This is a genomic window from Microbacterium sp. (genome assembly GCF_031988965.1).
Taxonomy (GTDB): Bacteria; Actinomycetota; Actinomycetes; order Actinomycetales; family Microbacteriaceae; genus Microbacterium.
Genome location: NZ_DALZXX010000015.1, coordinates 1 through 17920 on the forward strand (window position 1 = coordinate 1; position 17920 = coordinate 17920).

The window sequence follows — 17920 nt, forward strand, 5'->3', positions numbered from 1 at the left end:
CGACGGCATCGGCACCCGCCGAGTCAGCGGGCGCTCGGTCGGCGCGGCGGTGCGAGAGCGCGGCCGCCACTCCCCCGGTGACCGCGTCTTCGATCACGGCCTCCGTCTCGATCACGCGCGACGCGGCGACCTGCTGCGCGGCGAGCTCGGCATAGAGCCCTCCCCGAGCGAGGAGCTGCGCATGCGTCCCCGACTCGACGATCTGCCCCGCTTCGAGCACGTGGATGGTGTCGGCACCGATCACCGTCGAGAGGCGGTGGGCGATGGTCAGTGTCGTACGTCCCTTCGCAGCCTCGTCGAGGGCTTCCTGCACCACCCGCTCCGACACGGTGTCCAGAGCGGAGGTCGCCTCGTCGAGCAGCAGCACCGGCGGGTCCTTGAGCAGCACGCGGGCGATCGCGATGCGCTGCTTCTCCCCGCCGGAGAGCCGGTAGCCACGCTCGCCGACCACGGTGTCGTAGCCGTCTTCGAAACCCGCGATGATGTGGTGGATGTTCGCCGCGATGCAGGCCGCGATCATCTCCTCCTCGGTCGCGCCGGGCTTGGCGTAGAGCAGGTTCTCGCGGATCGTGGCGTGGAACAGATAGGTCTCCTGCGACACGATGCCGACGTTGTCGATGATCGACTCCTGCGTGAGCGCGCGCACGTCTTCGCCGGCGAACAGAACTGCCCCGCCGCGAGCCTCGTACAGCCGTGGAGCGAGGTAGAGGACGGTGGTCTTGCCTGCCCCGGACGGGCCGACGAACGCGACGTGCCGGCCCGGTTCGGCGACGAACGACACGCCCTGCAACGTGGCCCGAGCCTCCGGCGCGGCGTCGGGATACCGGAAGACCACGTCGCGGAACTCGATGCGTCCGCGTGGCCCGGGCGCCTCGTCGACCGAGACGGCATCCGGTGCGTCCCGGATCTCGGGGACCAGGTCGAGGTACTCGAAGATCCGCGCGAACAGGGCGGAGGAGGTCTGCAGATCGAGCGACACACGCATCAGGCCCATGAGCGGCTGCAGGAGCCGTGCCTGGACCGTCGTGAACGCGACGACCGTTCCCGCCGTGATCGCTCCGGTTCCACCCGCGATCAGATAGCCGGAGACGAGGTAGATGACCGCCGGGACGCTCGCCATGAGCACCTGGACGACCGCGAAGAAGCCCTGACCGCTCATCGCCCGACGTACCTGCAGAGTCACCTGGTTGCGGTTCTCGGCCTGATAGCGGGCGGACTCGGTGCGCTGCCGGTTGAATGCCTTCGAGAGCAGCATTCCCGACACGCTCAGAGTCTCCTGCGTGATCGACGTGAGTTCGGAGAGCGACTCCTGCGTCTCGCCCGCGATGCGCGCCCGCACCTGCCCGACGCGTCGCTGCACGATGATGAGGAAGGGCATCAGGACGACCGCGATCAGCGTGAGGCGCCAGTCGATCAGGATCATCGCGACGAGCGAGGCGATGACCGTGACGACGTTGCCGAGGATGCTGGTGACGGTGTTCGTCAGCACTCCGGAGACCCCGCCGACGTCGTTCTGGAGCCTCGACTGGATGACTCCCGTCTTCGTGCGGGTGAAGAACCCGAGCTCCATCGCCTGCAGATGCTCGAACAGCCGGACTCGCAGGTCGCCGGTCACGCTGTTTCCGACGGTCGATGTGAGCCAGGTCTGCGCCACCCCGAGGACCGCGGAGAGCAGGAAGAGGACGACCATCGCCGAGACCAGCCAGATCAGGAGCTGCAGCTGCGGGCCGCCGCCGTCGACAGGGAAGAGCGCATCGTCGAAGATGCGCTGGACGATCAGGGGCGGGATCACCGCGATGCCCGCGCCGAGCACGACCAGGATGCCCGTGACGACGATGCGCCATTTATAGGGCCGGAAGAGTGCGATCACCCTCGCCCCGAGTCCGCTGATCCGAGGCGCGTCGGCATTCAGCCGACGCTGCGTGTCCTCATCCATGCGGCGGAACCCGCCATGCATCCCACCCATGCTCATCCAGTCAGCGTAACCAGGGCATCGGACGCCGCGGGTCGATCCGCGCGATCCGGCTCCGCCGAGAGCGGATTCGACCGAATCCGGAATGAAATGTCCGAACCTGTGGTTACGCTGAATGTTCCTCGCGCACTCGCGCGCTCCCTCCCTCTTTCTTCTGTGCCTAGGAGGCCGCATGTCTGCCGTCGACACCGGTTCGATCACCACGCCCCCCGCCACGGCTCCCGGCGAGATCCCCCGCAGCGACATGCGCGTGATCTGGCTGCTGCTGGTGGCGGCGTTCGTCGCGATCCTCAACGAGACGACGATGGGGATCGCGATCCCGCATCTCAACACCGACCTCGGCATCCCGCCGGAGCTCGGACAGTGGCTCACGAGCGCGTTCATGCTCACGATGGCCGTCGTGATCCCGACCACCGGCTTCATCCTCCAGAGGTTCACCACCCGCCAGGTCTTCATCGCGGCGATGACGGCGTTCTCAGCGGGCACGCTCGTGGCGATGGTCGCTCCCGGCTTCGAGGTCCTTCTCGCCGGCCGCGTGATCCAGGCTGCCGGCACCGGAATCATGATGCCGCTGCTCATGACCACGATCATGAACGTGGTCCCGCCGCAGTCGCGCGGTCGCATGATGGGCCGCGTCGGTCTGGTCATCTCCCTCGCTCCCGCCATCGGCCCGACGCTCGCGGGCGCCGTTCTCGAGACGCTCAACTGGCGCGCGCTGTTCGCCATCGTGCTGCCGATCGCGATCGTGTCGCTGCTCATGGGCGCCAAGTGGATGACGAACCTCGGCGAGACCCGCGCCGTGCCGCTCGATGTGATCTCGATCCCCCTCGCTGCGCTCGGCTTCGGCGGCATCGTCTTCGGTCTGAGCCAGTTCGGCGGGCACGGAGGGTCCGGTGAGGTCGTCGGCATCAGCTCGCTGGTCGTCGGCGCCGTGGCTCTGGCACTCTTCGTATGGCGTCAGCTCGTGCTGCAGCGGGTCGACGACGCGCTGCTCGATCTCCGCGTCTTCCGTTCCGTGAACTTCACCTTCTCGGTCATCATCATGACGATCCTCGCGCTGTCGATGTTCGGCACACTGACTCTGCTCCCGCAGTACCTGCAGAACGTCGCCGGACTCAACGCCCTCCAGTCGGGACTCATCCTGCTGCCCGGTTCCGTTCTGATGGGCCTCCTGGGTCCGATCATGGGTCGCGTGTACGACGCGCGCGGCACCCGTCCGCTCCTGATCCCCGGGACGATCCTCGTGTCGGCGGCACTCTTCTACTACTCGACCGTCGGCGAGCACACCGTGTGGTGGGTGCTCATCATCGTGCAGGCGGTCATGTCCGTCGGCCTCGCGATGTCCTTCACGCCGCTGTTCTCGGCGTCGCTCGGTTCGCTTCAGCGCTCGCTCTACTCGCACGGCTCCGCGGTGCTCAACACGCTCCAGCAGGTGGGCGGCGCAGCCGGAGTGGCGGTGCTCACCGTGACCTACTCGGCGATCCTGCACGCAGGCGAGGCCGAGGGCCTCGAGACGGCTGCCGCAGGAGCACCCGGCGCGCGCATGGCATTCCTCATCGCAGCGATCATCTCGCTCGCCGCGGTCGCCCTGAGTGCGTTCGTGCGCAAGCCGGCCGACGACGTCGCGGCGGGCATGCACGCCGGGCACTGATCGCCGCAACGGCGGCGTCTAACACCTACGGCGTCTTGGGCGCGGGGATGTGGCAGACGCCGCCGCTGCAGTATCCGACGGAGTCGTTCTCGAGCAGGTTCAGAGCTTCCGGAATCGGCTGGAGCACGACGGGTGCATCCTGCTCGACGGAGTCCTGTGTCTTTGCCATCCCTCGATGCTACGCCTGATGGACGTGGGCGGCGTCGAAATCGACACGCCGACCGACAGCGAATCGACAGGCGTGCTCCCCTACGGTTGACGGGTGCTCAAACGACTCGTCGCCCGACTGTATTGGACGCTCAGCCGCTGGACCCTCACTGCCGAGGCAACACCGACACGTCCGACGATCCTGATCGGTGCGCCCCACACCTCCAACTGGGACTTCGTCCTGATGCTCGCCATCGCCTGGCGCCTGCGCATCGAGGTGCACTGGCTCGGCAAGAGCAGCCTCTTCCGCGGCTGGCGGGGTCCGATCATGCGGGGCCTCGGAGGCATCCCCGTGGATCGATCCGACCCCGCTCGAGTCGTCAACGACGTGGTGGCGCAGGTCCATTCGGGCAGTGTCTTCGGTCTGGTGATCACTCCCGACGGCACCCGGGGCGGCAACGAGTACTGGAAGTCGGGGTTCTACCGCATCGCGCGCGAGACCGGGATGCCGGTCACGCTCGGTTTCGTCGACAGGACGACCATGACGACCGGGCTCGGCCCCACTCTCGATCTCACGGGCGACGTCTCGGCCGACATGGACCGGATCCGCGCGTTCTACGCCGACAAGGCGGGGCTGCGCCCGGAACGACGCACGGTTCCCCGCCTGCGCGAGGAGAAGGCGTCCGACGGTCGCTGACCCACGGGAGCGTCGACTCTCCGGTCAGTCGGTGGCCTCGCTCTCGATCTCCGCGCGCGCCTCGGAGCGGGCGTAGTCGAGGTCGTCGTCTGAGAGCTTCTCGGCCATGCCGACCACCGCTCCCGTGATCGTGCGGATCTCGTCGCGCGCCTTCTCGCCGAGATGGGGTGCTGCGTCGCTGAGCACCTCGACGCGGGCCTCGAGCGACAGCTCCGACCACCAGTCACGGATCGGGGGAAGTGTCATCTCGGCCTCCTTCGGGGCGGCTGCGCAAGTGGCTGGACAGGATCGGAGCCCGCCCGGGAGACTGGGCCGATGAGACCTGATGACCGCCCCGCTCCGTCTGCAGAGCGCGACGATCGCCTCGACGGGCGAGACGAGACACGCAACGAGCGCGCCGATCGCAACTGGGAGGAGCTCCTGCAGGAGTTGCGCGTGATGCAGACCGGCACGCAGATCCTCACCGGATTCCTGCTCGCCGTCGCCTTCACGCCGCGCTTCGAAGACATGGATGAGTTCCAGCGCGATGTGTACGTGGTGCTCGTCGCTCTGGCGGCACTGGCGACGATCCTCGCGCTCGCACCCGTCGGTATGCACCGGGCGCTGTTCGGCAGCAGCCGCAAGCCCGAACTGGTTCGGGTGGCGGCTCGCATCGTGAAGATCGATCTCGTGGCGATCTCCGCGCTGACGATCGGCGTCACGACTCTCATCATCGACTTCACCGTGAACAGGGCGGCGGGGCTCATCGCTCTCGTGTCCTCCCTGATCGGGGTCCTGCTGCTCTGGCTCGTGCTCCCGAAGCTGGTGCACCGCGAGGCCGACCGCGGGCTGCGGGAGGCCGGTCGCAACTGACCTCCCGCAGCACCTCGTGCGTCAGCGACCCGCCGGACTCCGATTCTCGGCGCTGACCATCCACGCGAACTGCTCGAGGCTCTCGATCACGGCGTGCAGGATGTCGGCAGAAGTCGGATCCTCGTCGTCGACGGCGTCGTGGACCTCGCGGATCGTGCCGACCACTCCATCGAGGCGCGCGGTGATCAGATCGATCGTGTCGGTGGTCGACACCTCGCCCGCCGGGAAGGCGGGAAGCGACGTGGTCTCGACGATCGTGTCCGTGCGACCGTCGGGCACTGCGTGCAGCGCGCGCATCCGCTCGGCGACCGTGTCGCTGAAGGTGCGCGCGGCATCGATGATCTCGTCGAGCTGGCGATGCGTGTCTCGGAAGTTGCGGCCGACCACGTTCCAGTGCGCCTGCTTGCCCTGCAGCGAGAGCTCGATCAGATCGACCAGTACGATCTGGAGGTTGGCCGCCAGCGTCGTGGAGGCGGTGAAGCCCTTCTCGGCATTCTGCCGCCGGGTCGTCTTCGCTCCACGCTTCGATGCGCCGGCGGTCTTGGACTTCGTGTTCTCAGCCATGACTGTCCTCCTCGTGTCGACTTGCGACCGTACGCCCGCAGGCTCGACCCGCCCAGGGGGTTGACAGTGCAGCGCCCCACGCCCGATCGTTGCGCAGGTGATGACGACCGAAAGCACCGACGACACCCGCGAACCGTTCAGGGACGACGCACCATCCGATGTGGCGATCGCGACGATCTCCGACGCAGATGCCGGTGAGGTCCTCACGCTGCAGAGAGCAGCCTTCGTCTCGGAGGCGCAGATCTACGGCTCCGCCGACATGCCGCCGCTGACACAGACACTGGCCGAGGTCGAAGCCGAGCTGCGCTCGGGCGGCGGGTTGACGGCCCGGCTCAACGGTCGACTGATGGGCGCGATCCGGTACGTCGAGGACGATGGCGTGCTGCTGATCGGCCGCATCGCCATCGCGCCGGACATGCAGGGCGAAGGCATCGGCCGCACTCTGCTGGAGGCCGCAGAGCACTCCTCCTCGGCACACGTCGCCGAGCTCTTCACGGGCAGCCTGAGCGAGGCGAACATCCGGCTGTACGAGGCGTGCGGCTACCGCGAAGCGGAACGTGTGCCGCAGGGAGACGGCACGGATCAGGTGTTCCTGAGAAAACCTCTGGATCAGGTGGGAGACCCCTCCGAACCGGGCGCGTCGGGTTGAAACGCATCGGCGGGTGAGGAATCGTGGCCCGGACACGTCGCACCCGCGCCGTGACCGCAACCGGAAGGAGAGTCTCGTGCTCACCCTCACCGATAACGCCACCGCAATCGTGAACACCCTCGTCAGCCGTCAGACCGACGCCACCGACGCAGGGCTCCGCATTCACTCCACGCCCGCTCCCGGGCCCGACGGCGGAGCGCGCCTCGCCGTCCTGGTCACTCCCGACCCCGAACCCGCCGACCAGGTGGTGGAGGTCTCGGGCACCCGTCTCTTCCTCGATGAGACCGCCGCCGCGGCCCTCGACGACAAGATCCTCGACGCCGGCGTCGACGACGAGGGCTCGGTGTCCTTCGCCGTCCTCCCGAAGGTCGCCTGAACAAGACTTCACGGATGCCGCGGCTCATCGAGCCGCGGCATCCGTGCGTTCGGAGCACCCGCGCACCAGGCTCGCGTAAGTTAGACGGAGAGCCGCGATCGTCGTCGCTCCAGAAGGACCGTTCCCCCGCATGAAGTTGGCACTGCTCCGCCGGTACGTCGTCCTCGCCGACACGCTGCACTTCCCCCGTGCCGCGAAGGAGCTGGGGATTCCGCTCGCCTCGCTCTACACCTCACTCGACAAGCTGGAGGCCGAGGTCGGCCACACTCTCATCAACCGCGAAGGGACGCCGCGTCTGACGAGCGTCGGCGAGCTGTTCCTCGAGGAAGCTCGGGCGACGGTCGCTGCCGCTCCCCCGCCTGCTCCGAAGACGGTGGCGCCGGCCGGCGGAAAAGCGAAGGCGTCGAAGGGCAAGGGCCGAGCACCCATCGTGAAGGGTCAGCCGAAGCCCTACAAGAAGCGCCAGGGCCGCTGAAAGTCAGGGCCGCTGAAGGTCAGCGCCGCTGAAAGCCAGGGCCGCTGAAGGTCAGCGCCGCTGAGCGTCAGATCCGGCTGAGCATCAGAGCTCGCTGACCTGGCCGGCCTCGACGCCCCACCGGCGGTTCGTCTGCACGGCGTCGAGCATGCGGCGGTCGTGGGTGACGAGAAGCAGAGTGCCCGTGTACGACTCGAGTGCCTGCTCGAGCTGCTCGATCGCAGGCAGGTCGAGGTGGTTCGTCGGCTCATCGAGCACCAGCAGATTGACGCCGCGAGCCTGCAGAAGCGCCAGTGCCGCCCGCGTGCGCTCCCCCGGAGACAGTCCGCCGACCGGTCTCGTGACATGGTCCGCCTTCAATCCGAACTTCGCGAGCAGCGTGCGCACCTCGGCTGACGCCATCTCGGGCACCAATCCCTCGAACGTGTCGGCGAGGAGCGCGTCGCCGACCAGCAGCGAGCGGGCCTGATCGATCTCGCCGATCTGCACGCTGCTGCCGAGCGCCGACGAGCCTTCGACCGGCTGCTGTCGTCCGAGCAGTCCGCGGAGCAGGGTCGACTTGCCGGCGCCGTTCGGGCCGGTGATGCCGATGCGGTCGCCCGCGTCGATCTGGAGGGACACCGGACCCAGCGTGAAGTCACCCTGTCGGAACACCGCTGAGTTCAGCGTCGAGACGACGGTGCTCGAGCGCGGTGCCGAACCGATCGTGAACTCGAGCTGCCACTCCTTGCGCGGCTCCTCGACCTCGTCGAGGCGAGCGATGCGGCTCTCCATCTGGCGCACCTTCTGCGCCTGCTTCTCACTCGACTCCATCGACGCCTTGCGCTTGATCTTGTCGTTGTCCGGCGACTTCTTCATCGCGTTGCGCACGCCCTGGCTCGACCACTCGCGCTGCGTACGGGCACGGGAGACCAGGTCGGCCTTCTTCTCGGCGAACTCGTCGTACTTCTCGCGCAGGTGACGACGTACGACAGCACGTTCCTCGAGGTACGCGTCATAACCACCGCCGTAGACACGGTGGGAGTTCTGCGCGAGGTCGAGCTCGAGCACGCGCGTCACGCTGCGCGCCAAGAACTCCCGGTCATGGCTGACGAGCACCACGCCGCCTCGAAGCCCCCGCACGAAGGACTCCAGCCGATCGAGGCCGTCGAGGTCGAGGTCGTTGGTCGGCTCGTCGAGGAAGACGATGTCGAAGCGCGAGAGCAGCAGGGCGGCGAGTCCGACGCGGGCAGCCTGGCCGCCCGACAGGCCTGTCATCGGCGCATCCGCTGCGACGCCGCCGCCGCTCGGCAGGCCGAGGTCGGCCAGCACTGCCGGGATGCGCTCGTCGAGGTCGGCGGCACCGCTCGCGAGCCAGCGATCGAGCGCGACCGAGTAGGTGTCGGCGGGATCCGTGCCCGCCGGTGCGAGGGAAGGATCGCCCAGCGCGGCTGCGGCCGCATCCATCTCCCGGGTCGCGTCGGCGCATCCCGTTCGGCGCGCGATGTACTCGGCGACCGTCTCACCCTCGATGCGCTCATGCTCCTGCGGAAGCCAGCCGACGAAGGCGTCGGTCGGGGCGAGCGAGACGCTGCCGTCAGCGGGCGGGAGCACACCTGCAAGGATCCGGAGCAGGGTGGACTTGCCCGCTCCATTGGCGCCGACCACACCGACGACGTCGCCGGGAGCGACCGTCAGATCGAGGCCCTCGAAGAGGATGCGGTGCCCGTAGCCACCTGCGAGATTCTGGGCGACGAGCGTTGCGGTCATCAGACCAGTCTGTCAGGTGAACGGGCAGCCGATCGCGCGGAAGAAGAGCGAGAACCAGACGATGAAGAAGCAGGACAGGGCGAAGAACGCCTCAGAACACGACCTGATCGTGCGCGGCGAGCGCGAAGTCCTGCCCCGGATACCGCAGCCCTGAGAAGTACATGTTCGTGTGCGCGACGATCTGCTCACCCGAGATCGGCACGCCGTCCCATTCGGCGTCGACGGTGGTGTGCGCGTCGCTCACGAGGGTGACGTCGTACCCCTCGGTCGCCGCACGTTGCATCGTGGTGCGCACGCAGAAATCCGACTGCGCGCCGATGATCACGAGTCGTGTCGCGCCGAGTTCGTCGAGTGTCTCTCGCAGGTCCGTGCCGGCGAACGAATCCCGGTAGCTCTTGCGCACCAGCGGCTCACCCTCGGCGCGCTGCAGCGGAGCCGCGAGCTCCCACTCGGGGGTGCCCACTCCGACGGGGTCGTGGTGCACCCAGACAACCGGGGCATCAGCAGTGCGGGCACGCGCCACGAGTCCTGCGGCGCGAGCGAGCACGCCCTGTTCGTCGAAGCATCCTGGCATCACGCCTGCCTGCAGATCGATCGCGAGCACGACAGTGCGCTCGGGCGACGGCACCGACGTCAGTCCCAGTCCAGGTATTCCTCGATGATCACACCGGTCTCGATCGGGTGATGCATCGGGAACAGGTGATCGCCGGCGATCGTCTTGATGCTCGAGCGGTCGGGGATCGTCGCGTGCAGCGCCTCGGCGTTCGTCGCCGGGGTGTCGGTGTCTTCCGTCCCCTGCACGATCAGCACCGGGATCGCAGGGGCGACCGCGATGTCGACGTCTTCGACACCCAGAAGCAGCAGACCGTTCGCGCGCTCCGCGTGGGCCGCGACCAGAGCACGAGCGATGGTTCCACCGAAGCCGTGTCCCCCGACCCAGGTGTCGTCGATGCCGACGTGGTCGATCACCGCGATGACATCGTCGACGCGCTCGTCGAGCGTCGCCTCACCGGCACGGTGACCGACGCGCAGCACGTGGAAGCCTGCCTCCTCGGCGAGGTAGTGCGCGGCGACGCCCAGCACATCGGCGGCGAGCCCCTGCTCCTGGATCAGCACGAGCTTGACCGGCCCGTCGCCCTCATCCGCGAACGGGATGGCGCGGCCCTCGGGCTCGAAGATCTGGGTCTCGGTCATGGGCGTGGTTCTCCTCGTGCCGTCGCGGTGGTGGAGAGGCGGGCGAGCTCACGAGATGAGCATGGCCGTGCCTCGGCATCCAGCGTATCCCGCCACTGCGGGCGAACGTGCCGCGGGCCCAGTTCCGCCCTCGCCGGAACCGGCCGGGGCCCGGTCAGTCGCTCACGCCCTGTTCTGCGAGGTAGGCGTCGAGGAGTTCGCGCGCGTCGATCACCGCGAACGACCCGCAGTCGTACATCGGCCGGAAGGAGCCCGGTTTCGTCGCATCTGCCGGGTAGGTCAGTCCGCCGACCTCGGCGAGCTTGCGCCCGAGATCCTCCGCCGCGCTCTCATCCCACGACGTCGAGTGGAAGCACACGTCGAACGAGGTGATGTCCCGCGCGGAGAGAAGCGTATCGGCCTCGCGGATCGCAAGGCCGATCTCGACCGGCTCGAACGCATCGGTCCGCGGCACGAGATTCACCGCCACGTGCTGGCACAGGCCCTCACAGGTCTTCGAGTCCGCAGTGAGCGTGGCCTCGAGCGACGGCTGCGCCTCGGTCACGGCGACCGACATCTCTGCGAGCTCATCGGCGGTGAGGTTCTGCGGGATGCCGAGAAGCGAACATCCGGCGAGAGCCCAGACGAGACCTATGAGGCCGAGGACCGCGACCGCACGACGGGGCGAGCGCATCACGCGGCACGCCTGCACGCACGACCGTCATCCGGAATGCGCACTGTGGTCCCCCAGGTCAGGCTTCGCACGCAGGGCGTCGGCGATCTCCTCCTCCGGTCGCGGCGCGACGGTCTCGTCGAGTTCGAGCTCCGGGACTGACGGCTCGCCCGGGGCGGGTATGTGCTCGTGGTGGTCAGACATGGCGAATCCTTCGGTCGGCGACACGCACAGCGTACGCCGCTACAGGTGCCGTTTCAGTCCGACGTGGGCGGTCTGGTATCCGAGTCGGGCGTAGAAGGCGCGCGTCCGATCCCGTGCCTCGTCGGTGGTGACCTGAGCCAATCTCGCCCCGCGCGCGCGGCCGAACTCGTGGGCCCATTCGAGCATCGCCGCGCCCAGGCCCTGTGATCGTTCCCCTGCCGCGACTCGCAGTCCCTCGATCTGCAGTCGGGTCGAGCCACCGCGGGAGAGACCCGGGATCACGGTCAGCTGCATGGTGGCGACGATGCGGTCGGCGCTGTCGCGGATGACCCCCAGATAGTGGGAACCGTCTCGAGCGACCGCGCTGAAGGCAGACTCATACCGCTCGAGCTCGACGCTTTCACGATCCGCGCCGAACTGATCATCGAGCAGCAGCGCTGCGATGTCCTCGATGTCATCGCGGCTCGCTCGTTCGATCCGGAAGGTCCGGCCTGCCACATGCAACCGCCCGCGCACAGAGGACCGTGCCTCCGCCTGCAGCCGGGCGACGAGCAGATCGAGCCATCCGCCGACGTTGGCGCGAGCCTCAGTCGTGTCGGGATAACGGCATCGCAGATGCAGACCCGATTCATCCAGGATGAACCACAGCATGACGCCGTCGGTGGCGGTCGCCGCGCCGACGTACTGGGCGTCGAGCCCGATCGAGTCGATCCGCACCGGCAGCCTGCGCAGGTCCAGCCAGGAGATCGCGAACATTCCGGGAGCCACGGGCATGTCGCCCCACGGCGCCAGTACGTCCGCGAGCGGCCATGCGCCCAGTTGCACCGCCTCTCTCACCGCGGACGCCGCCGCGTGCGGTTCGGCGAGGTCTGACTCGAGAACCGAGTTGGTGATGAACCACCCGACCGAGTCATGCCAGTTGTCATCGAAGCGGCTGTGCACGGGAAACACGGCGCGTAGCGGGGCATCCGCCAACTCGCGGGTCACCGCGGTCATCGCGACCACTGCGCGAGCGAGGGTCGAGACGCCGTCGTCTCGGGCCTGCGCGGCGAACGCCGCGGCGTCGTCGACATCGAACACATCGCGCACTTCCACGCGCTCACGATGGTGCTCAGGAGCGCCCAGCGACAGCGGGAACCGGGGCATCACGCCCCCGCTGTCCTCGATGATGTCTCCCCATCGCCGGCGCACACGATCCGGTGCAGCATCCCGGTCCAGCAGCGCCTGCGTGTGTTCGACGAAGGCCGGTGCCGTCCTGGCTGCCGGCGTCATCCCCGCGCTCCCCGCGTCGAGCGCGGACAGCAGGTCGCGCGCGATCACCAGCATCGACCACATGTCGACGTGCGCGTGGTCGGCTGCGATCACGACCGTGAGCCCCGCGGCGGTCTCCAACACGCACAGGCGGTGGGAGGGACGACGATAGGGCGAACACGCCTCGTCGAGGATGTCCCGCAGCGCGTCGTTGACAGCCTGGCCAGGTCCCACCTCGTGCTCGACCCAGTGGCCGGGGCCGACCTCGATCTCATGAAGCACCGGATCGCCATCGGCACCGGGCGCGAATGCCGTTCTCAGCGTGCCGTGTCGGGCGATGACGGCCAGCCACGCATCGGCGATCGACTCGCGACGAGTCGGCGCGGGCAAGCGGAAGGAGAGTGCCATCCAGGAGCCTGGTCGGTCACCGGCTCCGACATGGAGTCGCTGATCGAACGACACGGGGAGGCGACGCCCGAGGTCAGACGCGCTCACGTCGTACCCCCAGAGCCGTCCGAACGGGAGGCGGAGGTGCGTGACGTTGGTCAGTCGCATGCGCAGTACCTTATCGCTCCCGGATAACCTGAAAACTCCACGACCGCCCGACCCGACGCGGCCGGTCACCGATCGAGGAGCCTGATGCCCACTCTCGAGGTTCCCGGAGCCGAACTGGCCGTGGCCCTGAGCGACGAAGGCGGACACCCGGTCGTTCAGCTGCACGGCCTCACCTCGAGCCGGGCCCGAGACCGGGTGCTGAATCTCGACCTCGGTCGAGGACTCAGCGGGACTCGACTGCTGCGATACGACGCACGCGCCCACGGTCGATCGACGGGGCGGAAGGTCCCCGCGGACTATCGCTGGGAGAACCTCGCAGAGGACCTTCTGCGTGTACTCGACCACTGGTTCCCGGGCGAAGCCGTGCACGGAGTGGGCCCCTCCATGGGCGCCGCAACTCTCTTGCACGCGGCGTCGCTCGTGCCGGACCGCTTCGCCGGGCTCACCCTCATGGTGCCGCCCACAGCGTGGGAGACCAGAGCCGATCAGGCCGCGATCTACCGAACGGCGGCTGCGCTCATCGAATCCGACGGCGTGGAAGCATTCCTCGCGGGCACGCGCGGCACACCACCACCGGCCACCGTCGGTGCGCCGGACACCTCACCTGATGTCGCCGATGCTCTCCTGCCGTCATTGCTTCGAGGCGCCGGACTCAGCGACCTGCCTTCGCCGGAGAGCGTCGCACGCATCGATGTGCCGACGACGATCCTGGCGTGGGTCGACGATCCGGGCCATCCTCTTTCCACCGCGGAACGCCTCGCCGCACTGCTCCCCCACGCGACTCTGACGATCGCTCGCACCCCGGGAGATGTCGAAGCCTGGCCTGTGCTCTTGCGACAGGACGTCGAGCGTCACGGCTAGATCGGCTGTTCACGCCGAGTGATATCTTCATGCCGTGAGGCCAGAGTTCGGGGATTCCGCAGACGCGACTTTCGTCGTGACCATCGTCGTGGACATGCCGATCACCAAGCTCCATGCGCTGGACGTCATCGCCTTCGCGGCGGACAGTGCCATCCGAGACGCACGCACCTCGTCCCCACGCGTACCGCTTTCGCCGGACGCCTGGGCAGAGGTGCAGATACCGCGCTTCGCCGACCCACCGCCGATCGCGATCGACGTCTGCTCTGACGCGAGCGTCGACGTCGCGCTCGCTGCCGCCGAGCGCCTTGAGGAGGCATTGGTGCAGATCGGCTGGACCGTGCGTGCTCGCGGTGGCGACGAGAGCTGATCCTCGATCCGCGGCTGCGTAGGAGTCGCCTTCCGATCTCCTCGGCCCTCGCGCAGGACTCGGCTCAGTTGTTGAAGCGGAACTCCACCACGTCGCCGTCCTGCATGACGTAGTCCTTGCCCTCGAGGCGCGCCTTGCCCTTCGAGCGGGCTTCGACGACGGAGCCGGTCTCGACGAGGTCGTCGAACGACACGATCTCGGCCTTGATGAAGCCCTTCTCGAAGTCGGTGTGGATGACTCCTGCAGCCTGCGGAGCCTTCGAGCCCTTGGGGATCGTCCAGGCGCGAGCTTCCTTGGGGCCTGCGGTGAGGTACGTCTGCAGACCGAGGGTGTCGAAGCCGATGCGGGCGAGCTGGTCGAGGCCCGACTCGTCCTGTCCGGTCGAGGCGAGAAGCTCGGCGGCGTCCTCGGGGTCGAGGTCGATCAGCTCGGATTCGATCTTCGCGTCGAGGAAGATCGCCTTGGCCGGCGCGACGAGAGCCGCGAGCTCGGCCTTGCGGGCGTCATCCGTGAGCACCGCTTCGTCGACGTTGAAGACGAAGATGACCGGCTTGGACGTCAGCAGTCCCAGCTCGCGGATCGGCGCCAGGTCGATGCCCGCGACCGACAGCAGCACGCCGCGCTCCAGAGCATCCTTCGCAGCGACAGCCGTCTCGAGCACGACCGGCTCGATCTTCTTGCCGCGTACTTCCTTCTCGTAGCGGGTGATCGCCCTGTCGACCGTCTCGAGGTCGGCGAGCATCAGCTCCGCGTTGGTGGTCTCCATGTCGGATGCCGGGTTGACGGCCCCGTCCACGTGCACGACGTCATCGTCGGCGAAGCCGCGGACGACCTGCGCGATGGCATCCGCCTCGCGGATGTTCGCGAGGAACTTGTTGCCGAGGCCTTCGCCCTCACTCGCACCGCGCACGATGCCGGCGATGTCGACGAACGACACGGCGGCGGGCAGGATGCGCTCGCTGCCGAAGATCTCGGCGAGCTTCTCGAGACGCGGATCGGGCAGGTTCACCACCCCGACGTTCGGCTCGATCGTCGCGAACGGATAGTTCGCCGCGAGCACGTCGTTCTTGGTCAGAGCGTTGAAGAGGGTGGACTTGCCGACATTGGGCAGGCCGACGATTCCGATAGTGAGAGCCACGGGGGTCGAGTCTACCGGCCCCGGCTGTCGCTCTCCTGCGCGACCAGCGCGAGGACATCACGCAGCGAGCGGCAGTCGTGGTGCGGCACGTCGGTCCGGGGCGGCGCGTCGGCCTCGCGATTGACCCAGACCGCGTGCATTCCGACGCTCGCCGCTCCGACGATGTCGGCGGTGAAGCTGTCTCCGACATGCGCGGCCTGTGCGGCCCGAATGCCCAGCAGATCGAGCGCATGGCGGAAGATCTCCGGCTCGGGCTTGACGACGCCGAGGTCACCCGACGCGATCACGACGTCGAAGCGGTCGTCGATCCCCGCGGCCACGAGCTTGGCCCGCTGCGATTCGGCGGGTCCGTTCGTGATGAGGCCCAGGGGCATCCGATCCGCTCGCAGGGCATCGAGCACCTCGAGCGACTCCTCGAAGAGCGTGAAGGTCGCTTTCTCCTCGCGGACATGGATCTCGACGGCTTCGTCCACGAGCGCCGGGTCGTCCTGCCCGAAACGCTCCAGGGTGCGCTGCCAGATGTCTCGCGGCAACGCATCGCCAGAGAGCTCGCCGCGCATCCACCGCTCCCCCTGATCGGCCCAGCAGTCGCGCCAGGCGGAGGTGTTGGCGGCGAGGATGCCCTCGGCCGACAGTCCGTGCCGCTGCGCCAGCGTCACGGCGGTGCGCTGCACTGCTTCGCCCGCCCCTTCGCGCACCAGCGTGCCGTCGAGGTCGAAGAAGAGGGCCGCGAGGGGCTCACTCATCGCGCACGGCGCGGAAGGCATGGGTGACGTAGGGAAGATCGATCGTGCCGTCGGCGAGCCCGAGCTCGTCGAAGAGCTGATCCATTCCCCGGAGGATCTCCGCTCGTTCCTCCGGCGGTGCCGTGATGAGGTAGCTGCGCGACAGCGCCATCTGGCGCAGCTGCGCTCTGGTCATCGGGCGGTGCCATTCCCAGCGCTGCGTCTCGAGCCGCGCGAACGGCGCCTCCACGCGGGGCCCGCCGGAGCCGGGGCCGTTGATCATGTTCTCCGCGGAGCTGCTGTGCATGATGTCGGTGAGCCGACGCACCCAGTCCGCACGCTCATCGCGGATGTTCCAGATCAGCCCGAGCACCCCTCCGGGGCGCACGACGCGACCGAGTTCCGTCGACGCGGCGATCGGGTCGACCCAGTGCCACGCCTGTCCGAGCACGGCCGCGTCGACGCTCGCTTCCGGCAAGGGCATGCGTTCGGCGGATCCCTGGAAGGTCGGGATTCCGGGAACGCTCCGTCGAAGCGCCTCGAGCATCTCGGGATCGGGATCGACGGCGACGACCTCGGCGCCCGGAGCATGCGCGATGACGCGGGTGAGCTTGCCGGTCCCGGCGCCGACGTCGACGATGCGGCGTGACCCTGCAGGCATCGGTTCGAGCATCCACGCGACGGCGTCGAAGGGGTACTCGGGCCTGCCGGCCTCGTAGTTCGCGGCTTCGGCGCCGAACGATGTCGCCTGGTCTGCACTCATATGGCCAGCCTACGGCGCGTCCTCCTCACGCGGCCGGTGCACCGGGAGAGAGTGGAGAGGTGCCTCTGGATTTCACCGCCATCGACTTCGAGACGGCGAATTCCAGCCCCGCCTCGGCGTGCTCCGTCGGACTCGTGCGAGTGCGCGACGGCCAGGTCGTCGCCACTGCAGGCTGGCTGATCAGACCTCCCGCCGGTCATGACGAGTTCCAGGAGTGGAACACACGCATCCACGGCATCCGTGCGCAGGACGTGCTCACGGCCGCGTCCTGGGTCGACCAGTTCGACCGTCTGTGCGCCTTCGCCGGCGCTGATGTGCTCGTCGCGCACAACGCCGGGTTCGACCTCAACGTTCTGCGCCGCGCATCCGAGGCCACCGGTGGCGACTGCCCTCCGTATCGCTCGCTCTGCAGCCTGCAGGTGGCCCGCAAGACCTACGAGCTCGATTCCTACCGCCTCCCCAAGGCGGCCGAAGCTGCGGGGTTCACCGGCTTCTCTCATCACGACGCCCTCGCGGATGCTCTCGCCTGCGCGCACATCGTGATCGACGCCGCCCGTCGAGTCGATGCGTCGGACCTGTTCGAGCTCGCCGACTCTCTGAGCATCCGGGTGACCGATCCCGTGGTCGCCACGCCGGAGCGCGCGGTCGCCTGAGCGCACCTCCCACGGATGTCCGTGGCCCCGGGCATCATGGAGCACATGGATGCTCTGACGATCGCTCTTCTCCTGGCCGCGCTGGTGGTCGGCGCCGCCGCGGGGTGGTTCCTGCGCGCGGGGCGCGGGGCGGCTGATCTGGCCCGCGCACAGGCCGAACTCGCGGCCGCACGTGACGATCGCGACAGGCAGTACGACCTGTACCGCGACGCTGTGGAGCACGCACGGCACGAACAGCGTGCCGAGGCCCAGCGCGTGCAGCAGCAGAACGCCGTGCTCACGGCTCTGGCTCCTGTGCGCGAGAGCCTTCAGCACATGCAGCAGAAGGTCGCGGCGATCGAGCAGGAGCGTCATGCGCAGTTCGGCTCTCTCGCCGAGCAGCTCAGACGGGCGCAGGATGTCGTTCGCGGGTGTGTTCGCGTCCA

Annotated in this window: 22 protein-coding genes and 1 pseudogene; 10 read left to right on the plus strand and 13 right to left on the minus strand. The window is 68.2% G+C overall.

Features of this window, described 5'->3' with window-relative positions; all coding sequences use genetic code 11:
* A partial coding sequence (locus RTM68_RS05520) for an ABC transporter ATP-binding protein (RefSeq protein WP_312169153.1) occupies positions 1 to 1966 on the minus strand: 1966 nt, incomplete at its 3' end.
* Between the two features lie 178 nt (positions 1967 to 2144).
* Here RTM68_RS05520 and RTM68_RS05525 point away from each other — a divergent pair.
* Positions 2145 to 3623, plus strand: coding sequence for an MDR family MFS transporter (locus RTM68_RS05525; RefSeq protein ID WP_312169060.1), 1479 nt, complete (start codon positions 2145 to 2147; stop codon positions 3621 to 3623).
* Between the two features lie 25 nt (positions 3624 to 3648).
* Here RTM68_RS05525 and RTM68_RS05530 read toward each other — a convergent pair whose 3' ends face one another.
* On the minus strand, positions 3649 to 3792 hold the full coding sequence (locus RTM68_RS05530) for a hypothetical protein (protein ID WP_312169061.1): 144 nt from the start codon (positions 3790 to 3792) through the stop codon (positions 3649 to 3651).
* Between the two features lie 93 nt (positions 3793 to 3885).
* Here RTM68_RS05530 and RTM68_RS05535 point away from each other — a divergent pair, with 93 nt between their 5' ends.
* A complete protein-coding gene (locus RTM68_RS05535) occupies positions 3886 to 4467 on the plus strand; it encodes a 1-acyl-sn-glycerol-3-phosphate acyltransferase (RefSeq protein WP_312169063.1) in 582 nt (193 codons plus the stop codon).
* A gap of 24 nt (positions 4468 to 4491) precedes the next feature.
* Here the strand turns inward: RTM68_RS05535 and RTM68_RS05540 are convergent, their stop codons facing one another.
* Positions 4492 to 4713, minus strand: a complete 222-nt coding sequence (locus RTM68_RS05540; RefSeq protein WP_312169065.1) for a hypothetical protein — start codon at positions 4711 to 4713, stop codon at positions 4492 to 4494.
* Between the two features lie 69 nt (positions 4714 to 4782).
* On the opposite strand from RTM68_RS05540, the gene RTM68_RS05545 reads away from it, so the two are divergent.
* Entirely contained in the window at positions 4783 to 5319 is a 537-nt protein-coding gene (locus RTM68_RS05545; protein WP_312169067.1) for a DUF6328 family protein, read from the plus strand.
* A gap of 21 nt (positions 5320 to 5340) precedes the next feature.
* On the opposite strand, the gene RTM68_RS05550 is transcribed toward RTM68_RS05545, so the two are convergent.
* Positions 5341 to 5883: a DNA starvation/stationary phase protection protein gene (locus RTM68_RS05550; RefSeq protein WP_312169069.1), complete on the minus strand. Its 543-nt coding sequence runs from the start codon at positions 5881 to 5883 to the stop codon at positions 5341 to 5343.
* 100 nt (positions 5884 to 5983) lie between these two features.
* Here RTM68_RS05550 and RTM68_RS05555 point away from each other — a divergent pair, with 100 nt between their 5' ends.
* From RTM68_RS05555 to RTM68_RS05565, 3 genes are all read left to right on the plus strand, one after another.
* The gene (locus tag RTM68_RS05555; protein ID WP_312169072.1) at positions 5984 to 6532 is read left to right on the plus strand and encodes a GNAT family N-acetyltransferase; all 549 of its coding nucleotides are present in this window, start codon (positions 5984 to 5986) and stop codon (positions 6530 to 6532) included.
* Positions 6533 to 6608: 76 nt separating this feature from the next.
* Positions 6609 to 6908, plus strand: coding sequence for a Fe-S cluster assembly protein HesB (locus RTM68_RS05560; RefSeq protein ID WP_194764772.1), 300 nt, complete (start codon positions 6609 to 6611; stop codon positions 6906 to 6908).
* 130 nt (positions 6909 to 7038) lie between these two features.
* Positions 7039 to 7383: a LysR family transcriptional regulator gene (locus RTM68_RS05565; protein ID WP_194764773.1), complete on the plus strand. Its 345-nt coding sequence runs from the start codon at positions 7039 to 7041 to the stop codon at positions 7381 to 7383.
* A gap of 84 nt (positions 7384 to 7467) precedes the next feature.
* Here RTM68_RS05565 and RTM68_RS05570 read toward each other — a convergent pair whose 3' ends face one another.
* The 6 genes from RTM68_RS05570 to RTM68_RS05595 all read right to left on the minus strand — a co-directional run bounded on the left by RTM68_RS05570 (position 7468) and on the right by RTM68_RS05595 (position 12988).
* Positions 7468 to 9132 (minus strand): ABC-F family ATP-binding cassette domain-containing protein, encoded by a 1665-nt coding sequence (locus RTM68_RS05570; protein ID WP_312169077.1) that lies wholly within the window; start codon positions 9130 to 9132, stop codon positions 7468 to 7470.
* A 91-nt stretch (positions 9133 to 9223) separates the two neighbouring features.
* Complete coding sequence (locus RTM68_RS05575) at positions 9224 to 9736, minus strand: isochorismatase family protein (RefSeq protein ID WP_312169078.1); 513 nt, start codon at positions 9734 to 9736, stop codon at positions 9224 to 9226.
* 29 nt (positions 9737 to 9765) lie between these two features.
* Positions 9766 to 10326, minus strand: coding sequence for an alpha/beta hydrolase (locus RTM68_RS05580; RefSeq protein WP_312169080.1), 561 nt, complete (start codon positions 10324 to 10326; stop codon positions 9766 to 9768).
* 154 nt (positions 10327 to 10480) lie between these two features.
* The gene (locus tag RTM68_RS05585) at positions 10481 to 11002 is read right to left on the minus strand and encodes a hypothetical protein (RefSeq protein ID WP_312169082.1); all 522 of its coding nucleotides are present in this window, start codon (positions 11000 to 11002) and stop codon (positions 10481 to 10483) included.
* A 24-nt stretch (positions 11003 to 11026) separates the two neighbouring features.
* Positions 11027 to 11182 (minus strand): hypothetical protein, encoded by a 156-nt coding sequence (locus tag RTM68_RS05590; protein ID WP_312169084.1) that lies wholly within the window; start codon positions 11180 to 11182, stop codon positions 11027 to 11029.
* Positions 11183 to 11221: 39 nt separating this feature from the next.
* Positions 11222 to 12988 (minus strand): GNAT family N-acetyltransferase, encoded by a 1767-nt coding sequence (locus RTM68_RS05595; protein ID WP_312169086.1) that lies wholly within the window; start codon positions 12986 to 12988, stop codon positions 11222 to 11224.
* An 84-nt stretch (positions 12989 to 13072) separates the two neighbouring features.
* On the opposite strand from RTM68_RS05595, the gene RTM68_RS05600 reads away from it, so the two are divergent.
* Positions 13073 to 13849, plus strand: coding sequence for an alpha/beta fold hydrolase (locus RTM68_RS05600; protein WP_312169088.1), 777 nt, complete (start codon positions 13073 to 13075; stop codon positions 13847 to 13849).
* Between the two features lie 76 nt (positions 13850 to 13925).
* On the plus strand, positions 13926 to 14216 hold the full coding sequence (locus RTM68_RS05605) for a hypothetical protein (RefSeq protein ID WP_312169090.1): 291 nt from the start codon (positions 13926 to 13928) through the stop codon (positions 14214 to 14216).
* A 64-nt stretch (positions 14217 to 14280) separates the two neighbouring features.
* On the opposite strand, the gene ychF is transcribed toward RTM68_RS05605, so the two are convergent.
* Genes ychF through RTM68_RS05620 form a run of 3 tightly spaced genes read right to left on the minus strand, consistent with a single transcriptional unit; the run spans position 14281 to position 16842 of the window.
* Complete coding sequence (gene ychF / locus RTM68_RS05610; RefSeq protein ID WP_312169093.1) at positions 14281 to 15354, minus strand: redox-regulated ATPase YchF; 1074 nt, start codon at positions 15352 to 15354, stop codon at positions 14281 to 14283.
* Between the two features lie 11 nt (positions 15355 to 15365).
* On the minus strand, positions 15366 to 16100 hold the full coding sequence (locus RTM68_RS05615; protein ID WP_312169096.1) for an HAD family hydrolase: 735 nt from the start codon (positions 16098 to 16100) through the stop codon (positions 15366 to 15368).
* Positions 16093 to 16842, minus strand: coding sequence for a class I SAM-dependent methyltransferase (locus RTM68_RS05620; protein ID WP_312169099.1), 750 nt, complete (start codon positions 16840 to 16842; stop codon positions 16093 to 16095). Before RTM68_RS05620 ends, RTM68_RS05615 begins: the two co-directional genes overlap by 8 nt.
* Positions 16843 to 16901: 59 nt before the next feature.
* Between RTM68_RS05620 and RTM68_RS05625 the strand changes: the two genes are divergently transcribed.
* Both RTM68_RS05625 and RTM68_RS05630 read left to right on the plus strand, forming a co-directional pair.
* Entirely contained in the window at positions 16902 to 17495 is a 594-nt protein-coding gene (locus tag RTM68_RS05625; RefSeq protein WP_194764783.1) for an exonuclease domain-containing protein, read from the plus strand.
* Between the two features lie 15 nt (positions 17496 to 17510).
* Positions 17511 to 17920: pseudogene (locus RTM68_RS05630) on the plus strand (DNA recombination protein RmuC); the annotation flags it as partial.